The sequence below is a fragment of the Aeromonas sp. QDB11 genome (genome assembly GCF_027705265.1).
GTDB classification, from domain to species: domain Bacteria; phylum Pseudomonadota; class Gammaproteobacteria; order Enterobacterales; family Aeromonadaceae; genus Aeromonas; species Aeromonas allosaccharophila.
In genome coordinates, this window is the sequence record NZ_JAPDBM010000060.1 from 1 (window position 1) to 21,278 (window position 21,278).

Genomic DNA, 21,278 nt, shown 5'->3' on the forward strand with positions numbered 1-21,278 from the left:
TACCTGAAGCAACACCGCTTATATACCCGCACACTTGGAATTATTTGAGTCTCTAAAAATGAGGGGATCTCTGAGGTGCTTACATTAACTGCTTCACTAAGGATAGGAAACTTATTGAGAAATAAAATTTGATCTCGAAAAACAATGGTCGAATAAGCAAATGGAACCGCCACTTCCGGTGACCGTTGGCGAGGGCTTTCTTCGCACAATCATGAGGCTGGATTGCATCCACGTCACTCGAGCTCTCGATTGCTGCACCACATCGCGCGGCTCTTGCACATCCCTCCCGCCGGGGCCGACGAGAAGGAATCCTATTTGATAGTAATTCCTATTTGCGTGTAGCATGGGTGACACACTCAACGAGGAGCCCCATCGTGTCCCCATCTCTGCCTCCCAATCGCCCCCGTCTGCTGACCGTCAAGGCCGTTACCCGGATCACCCCCCATTTGCGTCGTATCACTTTTGGTGGCAGCGAGCTGGCTGACTATCCCTTTACCTGCGGTGGAGCCCATATCAAGGTGATGCTGGCCCAGCCCCATCAGGTAGAGCCGGTGCTGCCTGCCATGACCCCGAGCGGCCCGCGCTGGAGTGACCCGGCTGACAAGCCGGTGATCCGCACCTACACCATCCGCGCGTTTCGCCGTGATGAGCAGGAAATTGATATCGACTTCGTGCTGCACGGTGACGGCGGGCCCGCCAGCGCCTTTGCTACCCATGCCAAGCCGGGAGAGAAGGTGATCCTCTCCGGGCCGGGTGGTCCCAACCCCATGCTGCAATCGGCCGATCACTACTGCTTGGTGGGGGATCTCACCGCCTTGCCCGCCATCATGGCGATGTGTGAGGTGATGCCTGCCGATGCCAGAGGGGAAATTGCGATTCTGGTGCCGGATCAGGCCGATGCTCAACCGTTGACGCTACCGGTCGGGGTGCGCTGTCACTGGTTTGTCGGTGAGCCCGAGTCCAGTGGCCTGCTGGAGCATGTGATTGCTCTGCCGCTGGTGCGCGATGGTGGCTTCTTCTGGCTGGGTGGGGAAGAGGCGTTGGTGCTGCCGCTGCGCCGCCATTTTCGGTCTGTGCTCGAGGTGGATCGCCAGTCGCTCTACGCCGTGCCGTACTGGCGTCGGGGCAAGAGTGAAGAGGCCTATCACCAGACCCGTCACGATGTGATGGATAATTAAGCGGATGCGAAAGAATACCTGATTCACTCTTGCAAATAAAAATGATTTGCATTTAGTATTGCGCCGTCCCGATGTCAGTCGGTACGGCGCTTTTGTTATTGATGGCTGCGAGTGGCATAGCACAACGCAGGGCCTGCCGTAATGCACTGATGTTCGGGGTGATGGGGCATGGACGACTGTTCATGCCAATGAACTCCATCACTTTGCACCGGGTCTGGCGAGGTCAGACAGGGATGTCGGTGGTGTTGGCCTTGGTTGTTTTATGTGGAGTGTTGATGATGCGTACATCATCCCGACGATTTGCAGTGCATCCGCTGGTGTTGTCCCTTTTTGCCCTGCCAGTTCTGGCCCAAGGGACTGCGCCTGTCACCGCTCATGAAACTATGGTGGTGACGGCGAGTAAAACCCGGCACAGCGAGCTGACCGCCCCGGCCAGCGTCTCTGTGGTGACCCGGGCCGAGCTCGACAAGCTCAATGTCAATGATCTGACCGGCGCTCTGAAACAGTTGCCGGGGGTCAATATCAGCCCTGCGACCAGCTACGGCCGCAGCGAGATCAAGTTGCGCGGGCTGGAGGGGGATTACACCCTGTTGCTGGTCAATGGCCGGCGAATCAGCTCCCGCGATGCCCTAACCTCCGGTTATGGCAATGATTTCGATCTCTCCGCCATCCCGATGGCGGCCATCGAGCGTATCGAAGTGATCCGTGGCCCCATCTCCTCCCTCTACGGTGCCGATGCGCTGGGTGGGGTGGTCAATGTCATCTTGCGCCAACCCGGGGAGAAGACCGAAGCGGCGGCCACCTATACCTTCAGTGACCCCACCGACGGTCACGGAGGGGATATCAACAAGGCGAGTGCCTATGTGGGCGGGGCGCTGATCGACAACAAGCTGCTGGCCAACCTGGTGGTGGAAGGGAACCACAGGGATGCCTGGCAGAGCGGGCAGAGCATCAACCCCAAGGCCGATGCCATCGAGCAGCGTGAAAAGCTGGGGATCCTCTCCAACGTCAAATGGTTGATCGATGATCGTCAGGATCTGGATGTAGGGATGAACTACGCCAAAGACGATCGGGAGGCCCACTGGAACAACTACGGCCAGACGCCGCGCAATATCCAGCAGATGGAACGACTGGGACTCAACGCCACTCACGTCGGCCGTTGGGAGCAGTTCGACAGCCGGGTCGGCTATGCCTTCGAGCAGGTTGACCTGTTTGACGACTCCGAACTGATGACGGCGCTGAGCAAGACCAGCGGCGATGTGAGCCAGACCAACCACACCTTCGATGGCCAGCTGAGCGGTAATCTGGGCAGCCACCTGCTGACCAGCGGTGCCGAGTACCGCATCACCGAACTCAAGCATAACGTCAACCTCAAGGGGGGCGATGTCAGCGTCAACCAGAGCGCGCTCTATCTGCAGGATGAGTTTGGCTTTGGCGATCTGGCGTTGACCCTGAGTGGCCGGGTCGATCACCACGAGACCTATGGCACCGAGTTCAGCCCTCGTGGTTATGCCCTCTACAGCCTGACGGACAACTGGGTGGTCAAGGGTGGTATTGGCAAGGCGTTCAAGGCGCCGACCATTGCCCAGTCCAACCCGGACTATGCGGTAGCCGCCTGTCGCGGTCGCTGCGCCGTGGTAGGCAACCCGGATCTGAAACCGGAAACCGCCGTCAGCTACGAGCTGGGCACCGCCTACGATGGTTCGTTCTGGGGCTCCGGGGTTACCGCCTTCCACAACGATATCAAGGACAAGATCCAGAGCGAGGCATGGACCTCCACCTGGCGTCCGGCGGTGATGACCTATCAGAACGTCAGCAAGGCCCGTATCAAGGGGGTGGAGCTGAGCGGCTGGTTTGATCTCACCGATAACCTGACCCTCTCCAGCAACGTCACCCTGATCGACGGGGAAGACAAGACCAGCGGCAAGGATCTCTATCGGACCCCGGAGCATACCGCCAACGCCAAGCTGGAGTGGCAGGTCATCGAGAGCCTGAGTACCCAGCTCGGCTGGAACTACACCGGCAGCCAGATCCTCCCGGTTCCGCGCATGAGCGGCACCACCTATGAGACGACAGCAGGATTCCACACCCTGGATGTCGGGGCAGTCTGGAACGCTACCCGGGCACTGGATCTGAAGTTCGGACTCAACAACCTGACCAATACCAAGCGTGACTGGGTTGCTACCGAGGCCGATCAGATCCTCTACGGGCGCACTGTCTATGCCGGTGTGGCCTACAAGCTGTAATGGCTGAGCGGGAGCCCGCACTGGCGGGCTTCCGTTGTTGCCACGGTATCACCTCGGATGACGGCTTTTGTGTCAACAAGATGGCATTGCAATCATAAGGAGTTAAAGGGTGTTTAGAGACCAGACCTCGCTGTTCTGGCTGGGATTGTTCCTCCTGTTCGTACTGCTTTCTCTCTCGCTCGCCACCGGTGCGGGTGTTTATGGTGCCCGCGAGGTGCTCGGCTACCTGATGGGGGATGCCCGCTGGGCTGGCGACGAGAAGCTCGCCATGGTGCTCAATACCTTGCGACTGCCGCGCACCCTCTGCGCCATGGTGGTCGGCGCCTCGTTATCTCTGGCTGCCTCCTTGTTGCAGAGCGCGACCCGCAACCCGCTGGCGGAGCCCGGTCTGCTCGGGGTCAACGCCGGGGCCGTCTTTGCGCTGGTGGTGGGGCTTACCTGGTTTGGGGTGGAGTCCGCCTACGGCTATCTGCTCTGGGCAGGACTAGGCGCGCTGCTCGGCAACGTGATTGTGCTGGGACTCGGCATGATGATTGGCCGCTCCAACCCCCTCAAGCTGATTCTGGTCGGGGTGGCGCTCTCCGCCACCTTCGGCGGGCTCTCCAGCTTTCTGCTGCTCTCCAACAAGATGGTGCTGGAGCAGTACCGCTTCTGGAACCTCGGCTCCCTGTCGGCGGCCAATCTCGATGCCATCATAGCCGTACTGCCCTTCGTGCTGGCGGCGTTTGTTATCACCTTGCTGCTCTGTCGCCAGCTGACCCTGATGCAGATGGGGGACAGTCAGGCCCAGGCGCTGGGGATCCGCCCAAACCGGGTGCGAATTGGCGTGCTGCTGGCCGCCACCCTGTTTACCGCCAGTGCCATCGCCATCGCCGGCCCTATCGGCTTTGTCGGCTTTCTGGCCGCCTACTGTGGCCGATTGGTGGAGCCGGTGAAGCTGTCGGTGCAGGTCTGTTTCTCCGCCCTGTTCGGCATGCTGTTTCTGCTGTTGGCCGACATTCTGGCGCGCTGGCTGATCCAGCCGTTCGAGCTGCCCAACGGGGTCATTCTGGCCCTGATCGGTGCACCTGTGCTGATCGCCATCGTCCACCGCGGGGGCTTTCGTACCCTGCTGACCGTCAAGTGAGGGGCTGATGCGCACACCTACCGATATGCTCTGCCTGCGGGCCGGCAACCGCTCTTTGCTGATCCATCTGCCGAGCTGGCGTTGGCTGGCTCTGCTGGCCATGGCGCTGCTGGCGCTTGCTCTGCTGGCCCTGAGCGTTGGCGGCGGCAAGCTCGGCTTTGCCGGGGTGGTCAACACCCTGCTGGGGGAGGGGACCCGGCTTGAGCAGCTCACCCTGTTCAAGATCCGGCTGCCGCGCATCCTTGGAGTGGTAGTGGCGGGGGCGGCCATGGGGCTCTCCGGCTGTCTGGTGCAGACGCTGGTTCGCAACCGGCTGGCCACACCCGACATGGTGGGGGTCAACAACGGGGCCTCTCTGGCCATCATCGTCTTCTCCCTCTACCTGACCGTGGGCAGCTGGCCCTGGTGGGCGGCTCCCATCGGCGCCATCTTCGCGGCGCTGGTGCTTTATGCCCTCTGCCGTAAACCGGGTGAGCAGGGCTATCTGTTCGTGGTGATCGGCATCGGCCTCTCCGAGCTGTTCGAGGCGCTCGGCCAGTTTGTGATGTCCACTCAGGCCCTGCTGCACCTGAGCTCCCTCTATCTGTGGAATATGGGCAGCTTTATCGCCGTGGGTTACAGCACCATCACCCCCATCGCCATCCTGTTGCTGCTGCTCTGCCCCTGGATCGTCTATCTCTCCCGCTCGCTGGCGGTGCTGCGCTTTGGCCCCGAGATGGCCAGAGGACTTGGCGTCAACGGCGATCGGGTGCAACTGGGCATTCTGGCGCAGGCCATTCTGGTGGCGGCGCTCGGCACCGCTATCGGCGGCCCCGTGGTCTTTATCGCTATGGCGGCCCCCATTCTTGCCTCCTGGCTGGTGAAAGACCGGGTGGTGCCGCTCTGGCTGGCGGCGCTCAGCGGCGCCCTGCTGCTGCTTGCCAGCGATACCCTGGTCCGGGTGCTGGCCAGCCCTCACGAGGTGGCGACCGGCATCATGACCCGTATTCTCGGCGGCCTGTTGCTGCTGTTTCTTCTCGTTAACGATCGCCAGAGGGCTGACTGATGACGCTCACCGTAAATCGCCTCCACTTCGCCTATCAGCAGACCCCCATTTTGCGGGACATCTCTTTCAGCGTGCCGAGGGGCAAGCTGGTGGGGATCGTCGGCCCCAACGGCTGCGGCAAATCGACCCTGCTCAAGCTGCTATCCGGCCAGATGAAAGCCCAACGCGGCGAGATCCTGCTCAAAGGCAAGCCGCTTGCCAGCTACCCCATGAAGGGGCTGGCGCGGGAGCTCGCCTATCTGCCCCAGCGGCCGACCCTGCCTGCCGGCATTCTGGTGGAGCAGTTGGTGCAGTATGGCCGCCACCCTCATCAGGGCTGGTTCAATCAGTGGGGTGAGGAAGATGCCCGCATGGTGCGTATTGCCTGCGAGCGGATGCAGCTTGAAAGCATCTGGCAGCAGAGCGCCGCGTCCCTCTCCGGCGGGCAGGCGCAGCGGGCCTGGCTTGCGATGATCCTGGCGCAGGACAGCGACATGGTGCTGCTCGACGAGCCCACCAGCGCCCTCGATATCGGCCACCAGACCGAGGTGATGGAGTCAATCCACCGCATCACTGCCGAAGGCAAAACCGTGCTGCTGGTGATCCACGATCTGGCGATGGCGGCCCGCTACTGTGATGAGTTGATCGCCATCGGCGAGGGGACCATTGCCGCCATGGGCCCGGCCCGGGAGGTGGTGACCAAGGATCTAATCGACCGGCTCTACCAGACCAGTGTCGACATTCTGCATGCCCCCGGCGACGGGGCGCCCATTATCGTGCCCCGTCGCCACGAACATGGCCGCACCCTGCGTTCGGCGAGTTGAGTCATATGGGCCTGCTCTGTGGGCCCGCAGAGTGTATTCACGCGGCCGATTATCCGGGCCGTGCAACGAGAAGGAGTGAGATGATGAAGCGTTTTGCCGCCCTGGCAGCAGCCATCCTGATGCTGGCCGCGCCGCTGGTTCAGGCGCAGGATATGCGTGAAGTGACCGATGCGTTTGGCCAGAAGGTGCAGGTGCCAGTCCAGCCAACGCGGGTGGTGGTGCTGAGCGAGCTCGAACTCGACAGCACCCTGACCCTGGGGCAGACCCCCATCGGCGCCGTCAATGGCCGTGGTCAACCCACTTTGCCCCGCTATTTGCTGAACAAGGCGGGCATGGGGATCCAGGTGATCGGTGATCTCGACAGCCCCAATCTGGAGTCGCTGATTGCGCTGGAGCCCGACCTTATCCTGACCGGCCAGACCCGTCCCGAGTTGCTGACCTTGCTGGGGGAGATCGCGCCGACCGTGGTGACCAGCAAGTGGGGTGAGCCTTGGCAGGATAGCTTCCGCCGCACCGCCCACACCCTCAACCGCGACCAGCAAGGGGATACTTTCTTGCTGCAGTATGCCGAGCGGTTGACTCAGGCCCGCAGCAAGCTGGCCAAGCATCAGGGGGAGAGCATCAGCATAGTGCGCTGGAACCCCAAGGGGCCGAGCTTTATGTATCAGGGCACCTTTGCCAGCAGCGTAGTGGAGTCGATGGGGCTGGTGCGCCCAAGCAAGCAGCAGGGTACCGGCGCGCCCCACTCACCGGCGCTGAGTCTGGAGTCCCTCAATCTGCTGGATGCCGACTGGCTGGTGGTCGGTACCCTGAGTGCCACCGGTGATGCGGTGGATGCCATGCGTCAGGCGGAGCAGACTCCAGTGTTCCAGCAACTGCCGGTGATCAAGGCCAAGCGCTTTGGCGCCGTGGACGGGTCGCTCTGGACCTCCAGCGGCGGCCCGCAGGCGGCCCTCAAGGTGATCGAGGATGTGGAGCAGTTGCTGGCAACCCGCAGCTGAGTGCTATCGCGCGCCAGAGGTTGACCACACGAACAGGTTGACCAAAGAAGAGGGAGGCTGATGCCTCCCTCTTGCGTTGTCACTGTCTATCGTGACCTCTTCGGCGAGCTAGAGCCGTTTATTGCGGTTGGATGGCTGTCACTGTGAGCTTGCCGCTCTGGCTTTCGGCATGAAAGTGGATGGCATCCCCCACCTTCAGATCCTTGAGCAAGGCTGGATCCGCCACCCGAAACATCATGGTCATGGCGGGCATCTTGAGGTTGTCGATCGCCTCGTGCTTGATGCCGACCTTGCCATTGGCCGCGTCGATGCGGCTGATGACCCCCTTGGTCATCATCATGTCGCCTATCTCGTTCATGCCCGCCATTTGCCCCATCTGGCTCATGTCATGGCCCTGATGGTTCATCATTTCGGCAGCCTGCAGGCTGGTGTGGTTAGCGAGGCCCATCAGCAGGGTCAGTGTCAGCATCTTGTAGTTCATTCCGATTTCCTTGTTTGGCTTATGGAGTTGCAACGGGGTTGCTGTTTGTCCGCTTGAAAATGGTCTGTTCATCAGTGTGATGACTCCTGCTGATCCGCGGTGGTCAGCTGTTGCAGGCTTCGGCTGCGCCACAGGTAGTAGGCGGCAGGCAGCACCAGCAGGGTCAGCACCAGCGCGCTCACCATGCCGCCAATCATGGGGGCGGCGATGCGCTGCATCACTTCGGATCCGGTGCCGTGGCTCCACATGATGGGCAACAGGCCTGCGATAATGGTCACTACCGTCATCATCTTGGGACGCAGGCGCAGGGCGGCGCCGTGGATCACCGCCCGGTGCAGCCCCGCCTTGTCCGGCTTGCCGCAGGCCACGAGGTCATCCCAGGCGTGGTTGAGGTAGACCAGCATCAGGACGCCGGTCTCCACCGCCACCCCGGCCAGGGCGATAAAGCCCACCCCGACCGCCACCGAGAGGTTGAAGTCGAGCAGCCAGAGGGTCCAGATCCCGCCCACCACCGCCAGAGGCAAGGTGGTGAGAATGAGCAGCACCTCCTGAGCACGGCGAAACGCCAGATAGAGCAGCAGCACAATGATGGCGATGGTAAGCGGCACCACGTAGGCGAGGCGCGCCTTGGCCCGCTCCATGTATTCGTATTGGCCGGACCAGGTGAGGGCGTAGCCCGCCGGCAGCACCAGCTGCTTGCCCACCTCGGCCTTGGCTTCATCGACGAAGGATCCGATATCGCGGTCGCGAATATCGACGTAGACCCAGCCGTTGAGGCGCGCATTCTCGCTGCGCAGCATGGGGGCCTCGTCGCTGATGTAGACCCGCGCCACATCCGCCAGCGCGATACGTGCGCCGCTCGGGGTGACCACCGGCAGCAGCTCGAGGCTCGCCACCGAATCGCGATAGCTCTGGGGATAGCGCAGGTTGATGGGGTAACGCTCGCGCCCCTCGATGGTCTGGCCCACCTCCATGCCGCCCACCGCGGTGGCGAGCACCGCCTGCACGTCTGCGATGTTGAGGCCGTAGCGGGCCGCTTTCAGCCGGTCGATATCCACCTTCACGTAGCGGCCACCGGCCACCCGCTCGGCGTAGACCGATGAGGCACCCTCCACCTTGCCGACGATCTGTTCCAGCTGCTGGCCGAGCTGCTGGATCACCTTGAGGTCCGGCCCCGCAATCTTGATGCCGACCGGGGTCTTGATGCCGGTGGCCAGCATGTCGATGCGGGTCTTGATGGGGGGTACCCAGGCGTTGGTGAGGCCGGGGAAGCGGATAAGGGAATCCAGCTCCTCTTTCAGCTTCTCCGGGGTCATGCCGGGACGCCACTGATCGCGTGGCTTGAGCTGGATGCTGGTCTCCATCATCACCAGATCGGCGGGGTCGGTGGCTGATTCGGCGCGACCCGCCTTGCCGAACACGTTCTGCACCTCGGGCACGGTGCGAATGAGCTTGTCGGTCTGCTGCAAAATCTCCCGCGCCTTGCCCACCGAGATATTGGCCGCTGTGGTGGGCATATACATGATGTCCCCCTCATCGAGCGGCGGTATGAACTCGGAGCCCAGATACTTGAGCGGCCAGAAGCCCGCCACCGTCACCACGGCGGCGATGGCCAGGGTGGTTTTCGGGCGCGCCAGCACCGCTCCCAGCAGCGGAATATAGCCGCGGGTCAGCATCCGGTTGAGGGGGTTGGCCTGCTCCGCCAGCACCTTGCCGCGGATAAAGTAGCCCATGATCACCGGCACCAGCGTGATGGCGAGCGCGGCAGCCGCGGCCATGGCGTAGGTCTTGGTGAAGGCGAGGGGGTGGAACATCCGCCCCTCCTGCGCCTCCAGCGCGAACACCGGCAAAAAGCTCATGGTGATGATGAGCAGGGAGAAGAAGATGGCGGGCCCCACCTCGATGCTCGCCTCGGTGATGATGCGCCAGCGGTTCTTGTCGGTGAGCGCCTCCCGCTCCATATGCTTGTGGACGTTCTCGATCATCACGATGGCGCCATCCACCATGGCGCCGATGGCGATGGCAATGCCCCCCAGCGACATGATGTTGGCGTTGATCCCCTGCAGGTGCATCACGATAAAGGCCGCCAGAATGGCAATGGGCAGGGTGATGACCACCACCAGTGACGAGCGCAGGTGGAACAGGAAGGCGAGGCAGACCAGTACCACCACGGCAAACTCCTCCAGCAGCTTGCCGGAGAGGTTGTCAATGGCGCGCTGGATAAGGTCGGATCGGTCGTACACTGTGACCACCTCTACCCCCTCTGGCAGGCTGCTTTTCAGCTGGGCGAGTCGCGCCTTGACCCCGTCGATGGTGTGCTGGGCATTCTCGCCGTAGCGCATGACGATGATGCCGCCCACCACTTCCCCTTCGCCATTGAGCTCGGCCAGACCGCGCCGACTCTGGGGCCCGGTGACCACATCCGCCACGTCCCCCAGCAGCAGTGGGGCGCCGCGCACAGTGGTGCCGAGGGGGATCTGCTTGAGGTCTTTGACGCTCTTGAGATAGCCGTTGGAGCGGACCATGTACTCCGCTTCCGCCATCTCGATGACGGAAGCTCCGGTCTCCTGATTGCCCTGCTTGATGGCGGTTTCGATAAGGGAGAGCGGGATGCCGTAGGCGCGCAGCTTGTCCGGGTCGACCTGCACCTGATACTGGCGCACCATGCCGCCCACGGTGGCGACCTCGGAGACCCCTTCCACCGTCTGCAGCTCGTACTTGAGGAACCAGTTCTGCAGGGAGGTGAGCTCGCTCAAGTCATGTTTGCCGGTTCTGTCCACCAGCGCGTACTGGTAGACCCAGCCCACCCCGGTAGCATCGGGGCCAAGCTGGGGGCGGGCGGAGGCGGGCAGATTGGGGGCAACCTGACTCAAATACTCCAGCACCCGGGAGCGGGCCCAGTAGAGATCGGTGTTGTCATCAAACAGCACGTAGACAAAGGAGTCGCCGAAGAAGGAGTAGCCGCGCACCGTAGTGGCCCCCGGCACCGCCAGCATGGCGGTGGTGAGCGGGTAGGTGACCTGATCCTCCACCACTTGGGGCGCCTGCCCCGGGTAGGAGGTCTTGATGATCACCTGCACATCGGAGAGATCCGGCAGGGCATCCACCGGGGTTTGTTTGACCGACCAGAGCCCCCAGGCGGTGAGCATGAGGGTCAATAGCAGCACCAGAAAGCGGTTGCCGATTGACCAGCGAATAATCGACGGGATCATGATTGAACTCCTTTCTCACCAAGTACAGAGAGCGGAGAGCGGTTGCCTGCTAGGCAGCGAATGATGGCAGGGATCATGACTTCTTCTCCACCTCGGGCATCGTCATCTGATGCTGGCTATGGTCCATGCCTTCCATCTTTTCCATCTCATCCGTTCCACGCTTGGCGTCGCCGTCAGTAGCGGGGGCCTTCTCCTGATGGATGGTGGTGATGCGGTACTCCTCCCCCTCCTGCATTACCTGCAGGTGCAGGGTCTGCCCCTCGACCAGCTTGCTGATGTCGACTCCTTCGGCGACGGTGAACTCCATCTCCATGGCGGGCCACTGCCACTCGGGGATGGGCTGGTGGGAGACCATCAGGGTACGGTTGGCCAGATCGATGCTTTCAACCTCGCCCTGGGTCCACACTTGGGCGAGACGTACTGCCGTCATACGCTGGAAGTCCGAATCGATGGCCGACTCGGAGTCGAGCAGGAACTGGGCCGAGCTGACGATGTTATCCCCAGCCTCTACCCCTGCCTTGATGGCAACCTTGTCGCCAAACTGGGGGCCGAGAGTGACGGCGACCGACTTGAAGTTGCCATCCCCCAACGCCAGCACCAGCCGATCCTGACTGCCGGTGCGGATTACCGCTTCGCTCGGCACCACCAATTGCGGCTCTCCCTGCCCGGTGCGAATGCTCACCTTGGCAAACATATTGGGTTTCAAAAACTCGTCCGGGTTGTCAAAGCGCAGGCGCACCTTGAGGGTGCGAGTAGCGGCATCGAGGGTCGGGTAGAGGTAATCCACCTTACCTTGCCAACTGCGGCCCGGGGCATAGTCGAGGGTCATGGTGACCGGATCGCCCACTTTCAGCTGAGCCGCCTGGCGTTCGAACACCTCGGCACTGACCCACACCTGCTGCAGGGTACTGATGTTGAACAGGGCTGCGGCGGGCTCCACATACTGCCCCTCGCGCACCTTGAGCTCCGACACATAGCCGCTACTGGGGGCATAAATGCTGATGGTTTCGCGCACCTGACGGCTGCGTTTGAGGGTGGCAATTTGATCCGCCGGCACCTGCAGCGACTTCAGCTTGCCCTCGGCGGCGCGCAGTAGCAGCGGATTGCTGGTGTTGAGAGCGAGCAGGTACTCATGCTGGGCGTTGACCAGATCCGGGGTGTAGATCTCGTAGAGCAGGGAGCCTTTGGCCACCTTCTGCCCCTCGCTCTTGATGGCGAGGGTGCGGATCCAGCCCGCCATGCGGGCGTTGATCGCCTCCAGCCTGTCCTCGTCATAGCCGACGTAACCCACCGTCTCGATCTGCTGGTGGATGGGCAGCTTCTCCACCTTGGCCAGCCGCACCCCCAGGTTCTGCTGGATCTCGGGGCTGATGGTGACGGTGCCCGGCGAGCCGTTTTTTTGCTCCTCATAGACGGGGATAAAGTCCATCCCCATGTTGTCCTTGGCGGGGGCATCGCGCTTGTCTCGGGGATCCATGGGGTTGACCCAGTAGAGCGGCGTCTTCTCTTTGGCGGTTGCACCGTCGCCAGTCTGTTTGGCGGCCCAGTAGCCGCCACCGGCGCCGAGGGCCAGTAGCAGGGCTGACATTAGGACTGTCTTGTTCATGATTGGCCTCCGGCGCGGATCTGCATGCAGAACGTGCAGGAGGGCAATGCGCCCGCGAAGGCCGCAACCTTGGTGGGTGAAAAGTGGGCTGGTGACATGATACGTCTTCTCTTGTGCAGGCCGCCGGGCGGGTGAGGTGCAAGGCATCACCAAAGGGGCTGGCGGCAAACGGGGCGTTGCTGACGAGTCAGCAGACGCACGGCTCCCTGTTGCTGGCGGGGCCAGTGGTCACAGGGTCAAACAAGGCGTGCAGACACGAGCAAGGTCAACCTTGCCGCAGGCACGCAGTAGAAGATCGTTCTAGTGACGCAGCACCGACAGCATCAGATGTCGGCGCGGCCAGGAGGGAGGGTGAGTACCGCGGGATCGCAAGAAGGGGTCGCGTAGCCAGTTGTCCAGTACGCTGCTCGCCGCTCCAGGGGGCAGTAGCAACAGCGGCAAGATAAACAGGGAGAGCAGCATGCCAAACAGCGGCAGGGCGCTGGCTGCGCCAGAGACGCCGGTCTGCATCTGGCAGTCACCGCTTGGGGGGGCGTCATCTCCCATCCCCTGATGGCAGGAGAGGGACGCGGTAGGGGATTGGTGATCCATGACCGCCATCGGCTCGTCGCCACCCATCACCATGTTGTGAGGCTGGGAGGCCATTTGTCGGGATGAAATGTCGAGCGCTGGTTGCGCCTCGTGCCAGCTGATGCAGAGGGTCAGATTGCAGACGAGCAGCAGTGCCAGCAATAGCCGGGCCAAAGCAACTGAGGGCAATCTTGCAGCAAGCTGGGTGAGTGACAATCCGGGCATCCTTCGGGGGCAAGTTGCCAAACTCTAAACCTTGCCTCGAGGTGAAGGTCAATGGCGCCGGTTATGTAATGGAGGAACGGTATAGAGGGTAAATAGTTAAGCATTGCTTAACTATTGCGTATGCCCAACCCTAATGAAGCTTGCCGCTCATCCCGTTAGGATGCGCGCCAGTCAGTCGCCACTATTGAGTGATGGTGCGTTTCCTGCGTCCGGATGCCGGTTGCAACAGGGAAGCGGGCCTCACAACATGCTTGCCAGCCCCCTCAATAGCGTGACGCCACGAACGTGCAACATAAAGCCGTTGGCCTCCCGGATGCTGATTGCCAGACACAGAAATGTCATTTGTTGAGATGCACACCCTCTCGGGTGCCCCCTTGTTCACTATTCAGGAGTATCGAAATGCAGCAACGACTGCTGTCGCTGATGCTTGCCGCTTTGCTGAGCCCTTCAGCAATGGCTGGCGGCCTTGCCCTCTACGAAACCAGCACTGCCAACAGTGCGCTGGCCAACGCAGGGGCTGCCGCCCGTGCCCAGGGGGCAGAGACCATCGCCAGCAACCCGGCCGGTATGACCAAGCTGGAAGGTACCCAGCTGCAGGTCAATGGCGGTGTGGTATACGGTGATCTCGAGCTGGATCTGGACAATGGCGGCAACAACGGCGGCAATGCGTTGCAGACCGCGCCGCTCGGCAGCGTCTATCTGACCCATGCCATCAATGACCAGTGGGTCGCCGGTTTTGGCATGTTTGGCAGCCATGGTCTGGGTATCGATTATGGGGATGGCTGGAAGGGCAGCGGCTATGTGCAAGCCGCCAAGCTGACTGGCATCGCCTTTGCCCCGAGCCTGGCGTACCGCATCGACGCCAACTGGTCGGTGGGGGCCAGCCTGATCGCCATGCACGGCAGTCTGGATACCTCGCTGGATATGACGGCAAATCATTTCGCGGGTCGTGAGTTCTCCGATAGCGATTGGGCCTATGGCGGCTCCTTCGGGGTGCTCTACGAGCTGGATCAACACTCCCGCATCGGCCTGAGCTACTTCTCCGAGCTGAAGTGGAAGCTGGAAGATCAGCTGTTTACCCAGGTCAATCTTGCCGGTCTGGGCGTCGATATGATGATCCCGCAGACCGTTACCCTGAGTGGTTATCACCAGCTCAACGACCAGTGGGCTTTGCTGGCCAGCGCCAACTGGCAGCAGTGGTCCCGCTTTGGTGACATTGACGTGAATTCTGCACCATATAGCACCACCGTTGATATGCACTACAAGGACACCTGGCACCTCAGCCTGGGTACCCAGTTCGACGTGACGCCGTCCCTGCGTCTGAGCAGTGGTATCGCTTATGACAGCAGTGCCGTGGACGATGCCCACCGTACCGTCAACTTACCGATGGGTGAGGGATGGCGTTGGGGTCTGGGTGCCAGCTACCAGCTGAGCCCGGCTACCAAGCTGGAAGCCAGCTATACCCTGGCCTGGTTGGGGGATATGTCGGTTCATCACGATGGCGGGCTTATTCGCCCGGAAATCTCCGGCACCTACAACAACAGCTATCTCAACTTCTTCAATATCGGTGTGCAGCACCAGTTCTGAGGCGTGAGTCAAGCAAGCCCCCACAGGTTGGGGGCTTCTCCATCCTGCCCGTAGCCGGTCTGGTCATTGCCAACCGGCGTGGGGTATGAGCCGGGTGACCCTCGAGGGACACCCGTTTGATCACCCGTTACACGAGGAGCAACAGCGAATGTCATCACAACCTGCCTCTGCGTTAGCACGGTGGCTTTGGCGCCTGGCGTTTATTCTGGTCACGGTCGCTCTGGTTATCTTCTTCTCGAAAGGGGCCAGCATCTATCCGGTTGATGCGGCTCAGTTCAGTCATCCCCTGCCGGCCATCATGGTACTGCTCGATTCCGAGATCTTTATGGGGGTGATCACCGTCATTACCCTCTATGTCGTGCTCTATCTGATCCATCTGTTGTGGCAACTGCACGAGATCGCCGTGCATCGTGCCAAGTTGTCCGAGTCGGTACATATCACCCTGGTGTTCGCCCTCTCCCTGTGCGGGCTGTTTATCGACAAGACCTGGTGGGTGCTGGCCATCATCATCGCCTTTGCCCGTTGGGATGTGCTGGCCGAGCGGATGAGCCAGATCATCGGCCATGGTATTCGCCGTGGTCGTCATCAAGGGGAGCCATCGTGAAAGAGATCCTGCTGCCCTATATCCTGATCGTCTGGTTGCTGGTCAAGCTGAAGGTGCTGCCCTGGAACCTCAAGACCGGTTTCTGGAGCACCGCGATCGGGGCCTTGCTGGCCCTCGGATTGCTGACCACCTCCCGCCATCTGGCGCCGGTGGACTTCACTGATTCGGCCACGGTCAAGGCGCCTCATGCGGTGCTGGGCCCCTTGCTCGGCACCAACCAGTTCCACCAGATCGACGAGATCCATGTCGTCCACAACCAGCAGGTGAAGAAGGGCCAGCCCATCTACACCCTCGCTAACTGGGAGAGCGATGGCAAGGCACAAGCTCTGAGCCACCAGATCGACGCCCAGCAGGCCCAGATCAGCGCCGAGCTGAGCCAGCAGCGCGCCATTTTGTCGCGGCTGACCCTCAATCGCAAAGAGCTGGCGCGGTTGACCCAGCTGGGCAGTTTCTCCAGCATCCAGAGCCGCGATCAGTTGCAGGCCCAGATCGATGGCGATCTGGCGCAACAGAGTGCCAGCGAGGCCAAGGTGAAGATGATCGAGGCCCAGGTGCAGAATCTGGGGAGCGAGCTGGCGTTGCAGCAACGGCGGAACGAAGAGAAGGTGATCCGGGCCCCGTTCGACGGTCAGGTGTCGGTGGTCAATCTGGCCAACGGCTCGCGCACCGGCAACATGCACCTCTACGATACCTCGCGCAAGTTTCTGGAGTTTCGCATTCCGGATCAGAGCTACCGCGCCATTGAACCGGGCCAGTTTGCCGAATTCTATGTGGATGCCTATCCGGGACGGGTATTCCGGGCTCGGGTTCACTCGGTGCGTACCGGCACGGGTGAGGCCCAGCTGAACGCGATGCAGGGTGATCAGCATGTGCGCCAGCATGTGGGCAACAACATGTCCAGCCATGGCCGTACCGTGGTGCTCGACATGCTGGAGCCGGAAGGGGTCGTGCTGCCCATCGGGGCGACCGGTTCGGCCTGGATCTCGGCACACAAACCCCATCCGCTGCTCGGCTTTATCGACATCATCGGTGCTGCCACTGTGCGTCTCAAGGCGATGAAGGCCTATCTGTTTGCCATGTAACGCACGGACATAAAAAAGCCCCTCCGTGAGGGAGGGGCTTGGGGAGTGTGACCGCAGTGGTCAGGCCCGTTTCTCCGAGCGGCGCATGATGAGCCGGAAGAAGAGCGGGATAAAGAAGATGGCGATAAAGGTGGCCGCCAGCATGCCGCCGATCACCGGCCAGCCGAGGGCGTGACGGCTTGCCGCACCGGCGCCGCTGGAGGTGACCAGCGGCACACAGCCGAGGATGAAGGCGAGCGAGGTCATCACGATGGGACGGAAACGCAGGCGCGCCGCCTCCAGCGCCGACTCGATGAGGCTCATCCCCTCTTCGTGTTTCATCACCGCGAACTCTACGATCAGGATGGCGTTCTTGGCGGCAAGGCCGACGAGCGTCACCAGCCCGATCTGGAAGTAGACGTTGTTGGTCAGCCCCACCAGCCAGGTGGCCAGCAGGGCGCCGAACAGGGCAAACGGCACGGCAGTGATCACCGCAAACGGCAGGGTCCAGCGTTCATACTGGGCGGCCAGGATGAGGAAGATCATCACGATACCGAAGCCGAACGCGGTGCCTGCGCTACCTGCTGCCGCTTTCTCCTGATAGGCGGAACCGGTCCACTCCAGCTTGGCGTCGTTGCCCAAGGTGTCGTTGGCGACCGCTTCCAGCGCGGCGATGGCCTGACCCGAGCTGTAGCCGGGGGCGGGCTGCGCCATGATCTTGGCGGCCTGGAAGATGTTGAAGCGCTCCACCAGTTCCGGGCCGGTGGCATCACGCACCGTCACCAGACTGCTGAGCGGGATCATCTCCCCCTTGCCGGAGCGGACATAGACGTTGCGGATGTCGCTCTTCTTGGCGCGGTAGTCTGCCTCGGACTGCAACTGTACCCGGTAGGTACGGCCGAACTGGTTGAAGTCGTTGACATAGACCTGACCGAAGGTGGCCTGCATGGTGTCAAACACCGCATTGATCGGTAGCCCCAGCGCCTTGGCTTTTTCGCGATCCAGATCGAGATAGACCTGCGGCACGTTGGCGCGGTAGGTGCTGGTGACGCTGGCAAACTCCGGGCGCGCCTTGGCCGCTTCGAGGAAGCGCAGCACTTCGCCGGAGAAGGCCTGGGCGTTGCCGGTGCCACGGTTCTGCAGATAGGCCTCAAGGCCACCTGTGGTGGACATCCCCTGAATGGGAGGCGGGTTGAAGGAGGCGACAAAGCCATCCGCCAGCCCCATCAGGCTCAAGCCCTGGAAGGTCTTGGCCAGCGAGAAGGAGTCCTGCCCGGCCCCCTGACGCTCGCTCCAGTCCTTCAGGGTAATGAAGGTCATGCCGCTGTTGCTGATGATGGCATTGGAGAGAATGTCAAAGCCCGAGAAGGTGATCACATCCTTCACATGGGGGTTGGCCATGGCGATCTTGTCGAACTGATCCGCCACCGCCTGGGTCCGGCTCATCGCGGCGGCATCCGGCAGCATGACGGCGGAGATGAGGTAGCCCTGATCTTCGTTCGGTACCAGTTCGCCCGGCACTTTCAGGAAGAGGCCGTAGATGGAGAGGATCAGCACGGCGATGATGGCAAAGGCGACCCCCACCCGACGGTTCAGGAAGGCCACACCCCGTACATAGCCGCGGGTCAGCTGGTCAAATTGTTCGTTGAACCAGACGAAGAAGCGGGCCGGTTTGTGGTGTCCCTCTTTCAGCAACACGGCACAGAGGGCCGGGGAGAGAGTCAGTGCCACCAGACCGGAGATGGCGACCGAGACCGCGACCGTGATGGCGAACTGTTTGTACATCACCCCGGTCATGCCGCCCATAAAGGCGACCGGCAGGAACACGGCGCAGAGCACCAGCACGATGGCGACCACCGGACCGGAGACCTCCTGCATGGCGAGGATGGCAGCCTCTTTGGGCGAGCACTTCTTCTCGCTCATGATCCGCTCGACGTTTTCGAGCACCACGATGGCGTCATCCACCACGATACCGATGGCAAGCACCATGCCGAACAGGGTCAGCAGGTTGATGGAGAAACCGAGCACCAGCATGCCGGCGAAGGTCCCGATGAGCGACACCGGCACCGCGATACAGGGGATCAGGGTGGCGCGGAAGTTCTGCAGGAACAGATAGACCACCACGAACACCAGTACGATCGCCTCGAACAGGGTGTGTACCACCTCTTCGATGGAGATCTTCACGAACTCGGTGGTGTCGTAGGGGATCTGGTACTCGATATCCTGCGGGAAGCGCTCCTTGAGTCGCTCCATGGTGGCGTGTACCGCATCGGCAACCGCGACGGCGTTGGCGCCTGGCTGCAGATAGGTGGCGATACCGATGGCCGGTTTGCCGTTGGCGCGGGCCACCAGATCATAATCCTTGCCCCCCAGCTCGACCCGGGCGACATCGCGGACCCGGATCTTGGAGCCATCGGGCATGGAGCGGACGATGATGTTTTGGAACTCCTTCACATCCTCAAGGCGCCCCTTGGTCTGCACCGTGTAGGTGAAGTCGATGGGGGTCGTGGTGGGTTGGGCACCAATCTTGCCTGCCGCGAACTGGGTGTTCTGCTCGCGAATGGCGCCAATCACGTCGCTCGGGGTGAGCTCGAGTTGGGCCAGTCGATCCGGTCGCAGCCAGATACGCATGGCGTAGTCAGTACCGCCAAACAAGGTGGTATCACCGATGCCGGGAATCCGCTTGAGTTCGTCGATGATGTTGAGCAGGGCATAGTTCGACAGATAGGTGGTATCAAACGAGCCGTTCGGCGACTGGAGGGTGACCACCTGCAGGATGGAGGTCGATTTCTTCTTGACCGTCACCCCCTGCTTTTTCACCTCTTCCGGCAGCTGGGCCATGGCGGCCGAGACCCGGTTGTTGACGTTGATGGTGGCCTGATCCGGATCTGTGCCGATCTCGAAGTAGACGTTGAGGTTCATCTGTCCGTTGGAGGCCGACCCCGACTGCATGTAGATCATCCGCTCGACGCCGTTGATCTGCTGCTCCAGCGGTGCGGCGACAGTCTGGGAGATCACCTCCGGGGTTGCGCCCGGATAAAACGCCGTGACCGAGACCACCGGCGGGGTAATCTGGGGATATTGCTCGATGGGGAGCGCCCGCATCGCCGCCAACCCGCCCAGCACGATAATGATCGAAATCACGCTGGCGAAGATGGGGCGTTCTATGAAGAACTTGGAAAACATACGGGCTCCTTACTTGGCCGCAGACTGGCTGACCACCTTGCCGGTGATCGCCTTCATCTCGTCGGCAGAGACAGGTTTTACCACTGCGCCGGGGCGAGCCTTCATCAAGCCTTCGACGATATAGCGCTCACCTGCCTGCAGGCCGCTCTCGATCAGCACGCCGGAGTCGACTGCCGCGCCCAGGGTCACCGGACGGGGCACTACCTTGTTGTCGGCATCGACCACCATCACCATGCGGTCAGCCTGGGACTGGACGATGGCGCGCGGCGGTACCACGATGGCGTTTTTGCGGGTGCCCAGATCGATGGTCATGCGGACAAACTGGCCCGGCAGCAGTACGCCGTCCTTGTTATCGAAGATGGCGCGGGCACGGATGGTACCGGTCTGGGGATCGACCCGGTTGTCGGAGAAGTTGAGCTTGCCCGCCTCCGGATAGAGGGAGCCATCGGCCAGACGGATATGGGTGCGCCAGGTGGTGGCATCCTTCGCCTCAATCACCCCTTTCTTTACCGAGTTTTCGAAGTTGAGGCGATCCTGCTCCGAGTAGGAGAAGTTGACGTAGAGCGGATCAAACTGGGTGATGGTAGTGAGCAGGCCGTTGTCGCCGCTGGTGGAGATAAGGCTCCCCTCGGACTGGGAACTCTTGCTCGCCATGCCGTTGATGGGGGCGGTCACCTGGGTGTAGCTGAGGTTGAGATCCGCCTCTTTCACCTTGGCCTGGGCAGCCTGATGGCTGGCGATGGCCGCTTCATAGTTGGCGATGGTGTCGTCATAGTCCTTGCGGCTCACCACCTGACGCTTGAACAGGGGAATGATGCGATCCCGGTCGGCTCGGGCCTTGTTCAGACGCGCCTGCTCCTGAGCCAGGGTCCCCTTGGCCTGCTCCAGCGCCACCTTGTAGGGTTCGGGGTCGATCAGAAACAACTCCTGACCGGCGGTGACCGGCTGACCTTCCACATAGGTGCGCTTGAGCAGGATGCCATTGACCCGGGAGCGCACATCGATCTCGCGAAAACCGGCTGTCTCTCCCACCATCTCGCTGGTGAGTGGTACATCGGTCGGGGTGGCTTCGGCAACCACCACGGGGACGGCGGGCATGGTCTGGGCCGTCTGGGTCGTCTCGCCACCGCAGGCGCTCAATCCGCCAATCAGCGCCAGGGTCAGCACGCTACGTTTGTACATCTCTTTTCCGGCAAGGGGCACCTTCATCATCACACTCCTGTTCAATCGATCCCGGTTGCTGCGTTCAGCAAAATTCTCCATACACATCATTAACTTCATGATTAAAAAAACAACTTTTTTATGAGAGGAATGAGAGATGATAGGTCTGTAATCTGAACCCAGCCT

The 21,278-nt window shown here is 61.5% G+C and carries 15 protein-coding genes; 9 read left to right on the plus strand and 6 right to left on the minus strand.

Annotated elements, in window-relative coordinates; all coding sequences use genetic code 11:
- The first annotated feature begins 374 nt into the window (after window positions 1-374).
- The 6 genes from OKC40_RS17465 to OKC40_RS17490 all read left to right on the plus strand — a co-directional run bounded on the left by OKC40_RS17465 (window position 375) and on the right by OKC40_RS17490 (window position 7,399).
- Window positions 375-1,178 (plus strand): siderophore-interacting protein, encoded by an 804-nt coding sequence (locus tag OKC40_RS17465; RefSeq protein WP_270796247.1) that lies wholly within the window; start codon window positions 375-377, stop codon window positions 1,176-1,178.
- Window positions 1,179-1,456: 278 nt separating this feature from the next.
- Window positions 1,457-3,424, plus strand: coding sequence for a TonB-dependent receptor domain-containing protein (locus OKC40_RS17470; protein WP_333563271.1), 1,968 nt, complete (start codon window positions 1,457-1,459; stop codon window positions 3,422-3,424).
- Window positions 3,425-3,533: 109 nt separating this feature from the next.
- Window positions 3,534-4,550 (plus strand): FecCD family ABC transporter permease, encoded by a 1,017-nt coding sequence (locus tag OKC40_RS17475; RefSeq protein WP_019446608.1) that lies wholly within the window; start codon window positions 3,534-3,536, stop codon window positions 4,548-4,550.
- A 7-nt stretch (window positions 4,551-4,557) separates the two neighbouring features.
- Window positions 4,558-5,595: a FecCD family ABC transporter permease gene (locus tag OKC40_RS17480; protein ID WP_043821272.1), complete on the plus strand. Its 1,038-nt coding sequence runs from the start codon at window positions 4,558-4,560 to the stop codon at window positions 5,593-5,595.
- Window positions 5,595-6,398 (plus strand): ABC transporter ATP-binding protein, encoded by an 804-nt coding sequence (locus OKC40_RS17485; RefSeq protein ID WP_270796252.1) that lies wholly within the window; start codon window positions 5,595-5,597, stop codon window positions 6,396-6,398. The genes OKC40_RS17480 and OKC40_RS17485 overlap by 1 nt, the downstream gene beginning before the upstream one ends.
- A gap of 83 nt (window positions 6,399-6,481) precedes the next feature.
- Entirely contained in the window at window positions 6,482-7,399 is a 918-nt protein-coding gene (locus OKC40_RS17490; RefSeq protein WP_333563272.1) for an iron-siderophore ABC transporter substrate-binding protein, read from the plus strand.
- 118 nt (window positions 7,400-7,517) lie between these two features.
- Here the strand turns inward: OKC40_RS17490 and OKC40_RS17495 are convergent, their stop codons facing one another.
- The 4 genes from OKC40_RS17495 to OKC40_RS17510 form a co-directional block, all read right to left on the minus strand.
- Entirely contained in the window at window positions 7,518-7,880 is a 363-nt protein-coding gene (locus tag OKC40_RS17495; protein WP_270796255.1) for a copper-binding protein, read from the minus strand.
- Window positions 7,881-7,951: 71 nt separating this feature from the next.
- Complete coding sequence (locus tag OKC40_RS17500) at window positions 7,952-11,092, minus strand: efflux RND transporter permease subunit (protein WP_270796257.1); 3,141 nt, start codon at window positions 11,090-11,092, stop codon at window positions 7,952-7,954.
- 73 nt (window positions 11,093-11,165) lie between these two features.
- The gene (locus tag OKC40_RS17505; protein ID WP_270796258.1) at window positions 11,166-12,698 is read right to left on the minus strand and encodes an efflux RND transporter periplasmic adaptor subunit; all 1,533 of its coding nucleotides are present in this window, start codon (window positions 12,696-12,698) and stop codon (window positions 11,166-11,168) included.
- Between the two features lie 300 nt (window positions 12,699-12,998).
- Complete coding sequence (locus OKC40_RS17510; protein WP_270796259.1) at window positions 12,999-13,484, minus strand: hypothetical protein; 486 nt, start codon at window positions 13,482-13,484, stop codon at window positions 12,999-13,001.
- Window positions 13,485-13,892: 408 nt separating this feature from the next.
- On the opposite strand from OKC40_RS17510, the gene OKC40_RS17515 reads away from it, so the two are divergent.
- The 3 genes from OKC40_RS17515 to OKC40_RS17525 all read left to right on the plus strand — a co-directional run bounded on the left by OKC40_RS17515 (window position 13,893) and on the right by OKC40_RS17525 (window position 16,766).
- Window positions 13,893-15,080, plus strand: a complete 1,188-nt coding sequence (locus OKC40_RS17515; protein WP_270796260.1) for an OmpP1/FadL family transporter — start codon at window positions 13,893-13,895, stop codon at window positions 15,078-15,080.
- Between the two features lie 148 nt (window positions 15,081-15,228).
- Window positions 15,229-15,684: a hypothetical protein gene (locus tag OKC40_RS17520; RefSeq protein ID WP_058054103.1), complete on the plus strand. Its 456-nt coding sequence runs from the start codon at window positions 15,229-15,231 to the stop codon at window positions 15,682-15,684.
- A complete protein-coding gene (locus OKC40_RS17525; protein ID WP_042656971.1) occupies window positions 15,681-16,766 on the plus strand; it encodes an HlyD family secretion protein in 1,086 nt (361 codons plus the stop codon). The genes OKC40_RS17520 and OKC40_RS17525 overlap by 4 nt, the downstream gene beginning before the upstream one ends.
- Window positions 16,767-16,826: 60 nt before the next feature.
- Here the strand turns inward: OKC40_RS17525 and OKC40_RS17530 are convergent, their stop codons facing one another.
- Both OKC40_RS17530 and OKC40_RS17535 read right to left on the minus strand, forming a co-directional pair.
- The gene (locus OKC40_RS17530; RefSeq protein ID WP_270796263.1) at window positions 16,827-19,931 is read right to left on the minus strand and encodes an efflux RND transporter permease subunit; all 3,105 of its coding nucleotides are present in this window, start codon (window positions 19,929-19,931) and stop codon (window positions 16,827-16,829) included.
- 9 nt (window positions 19,932-19,940) lie between these two features.
- The gene (locus OKC40_RS17535; protein ID WP_270796281.1) at window positions 19,941-21,140 is read right to left on the minus strand and encodes an efflux RND transporter periplasmic adaptor subunit; all 1,200 of its coding nucleotides are present in this window, start codon (window positions 21,138-21,140) and stop codon (window positions 19,941-19,943) included.
- Between the last annotated feature and the right edge of the window lie 138 nt (window positions 21,141-21,278).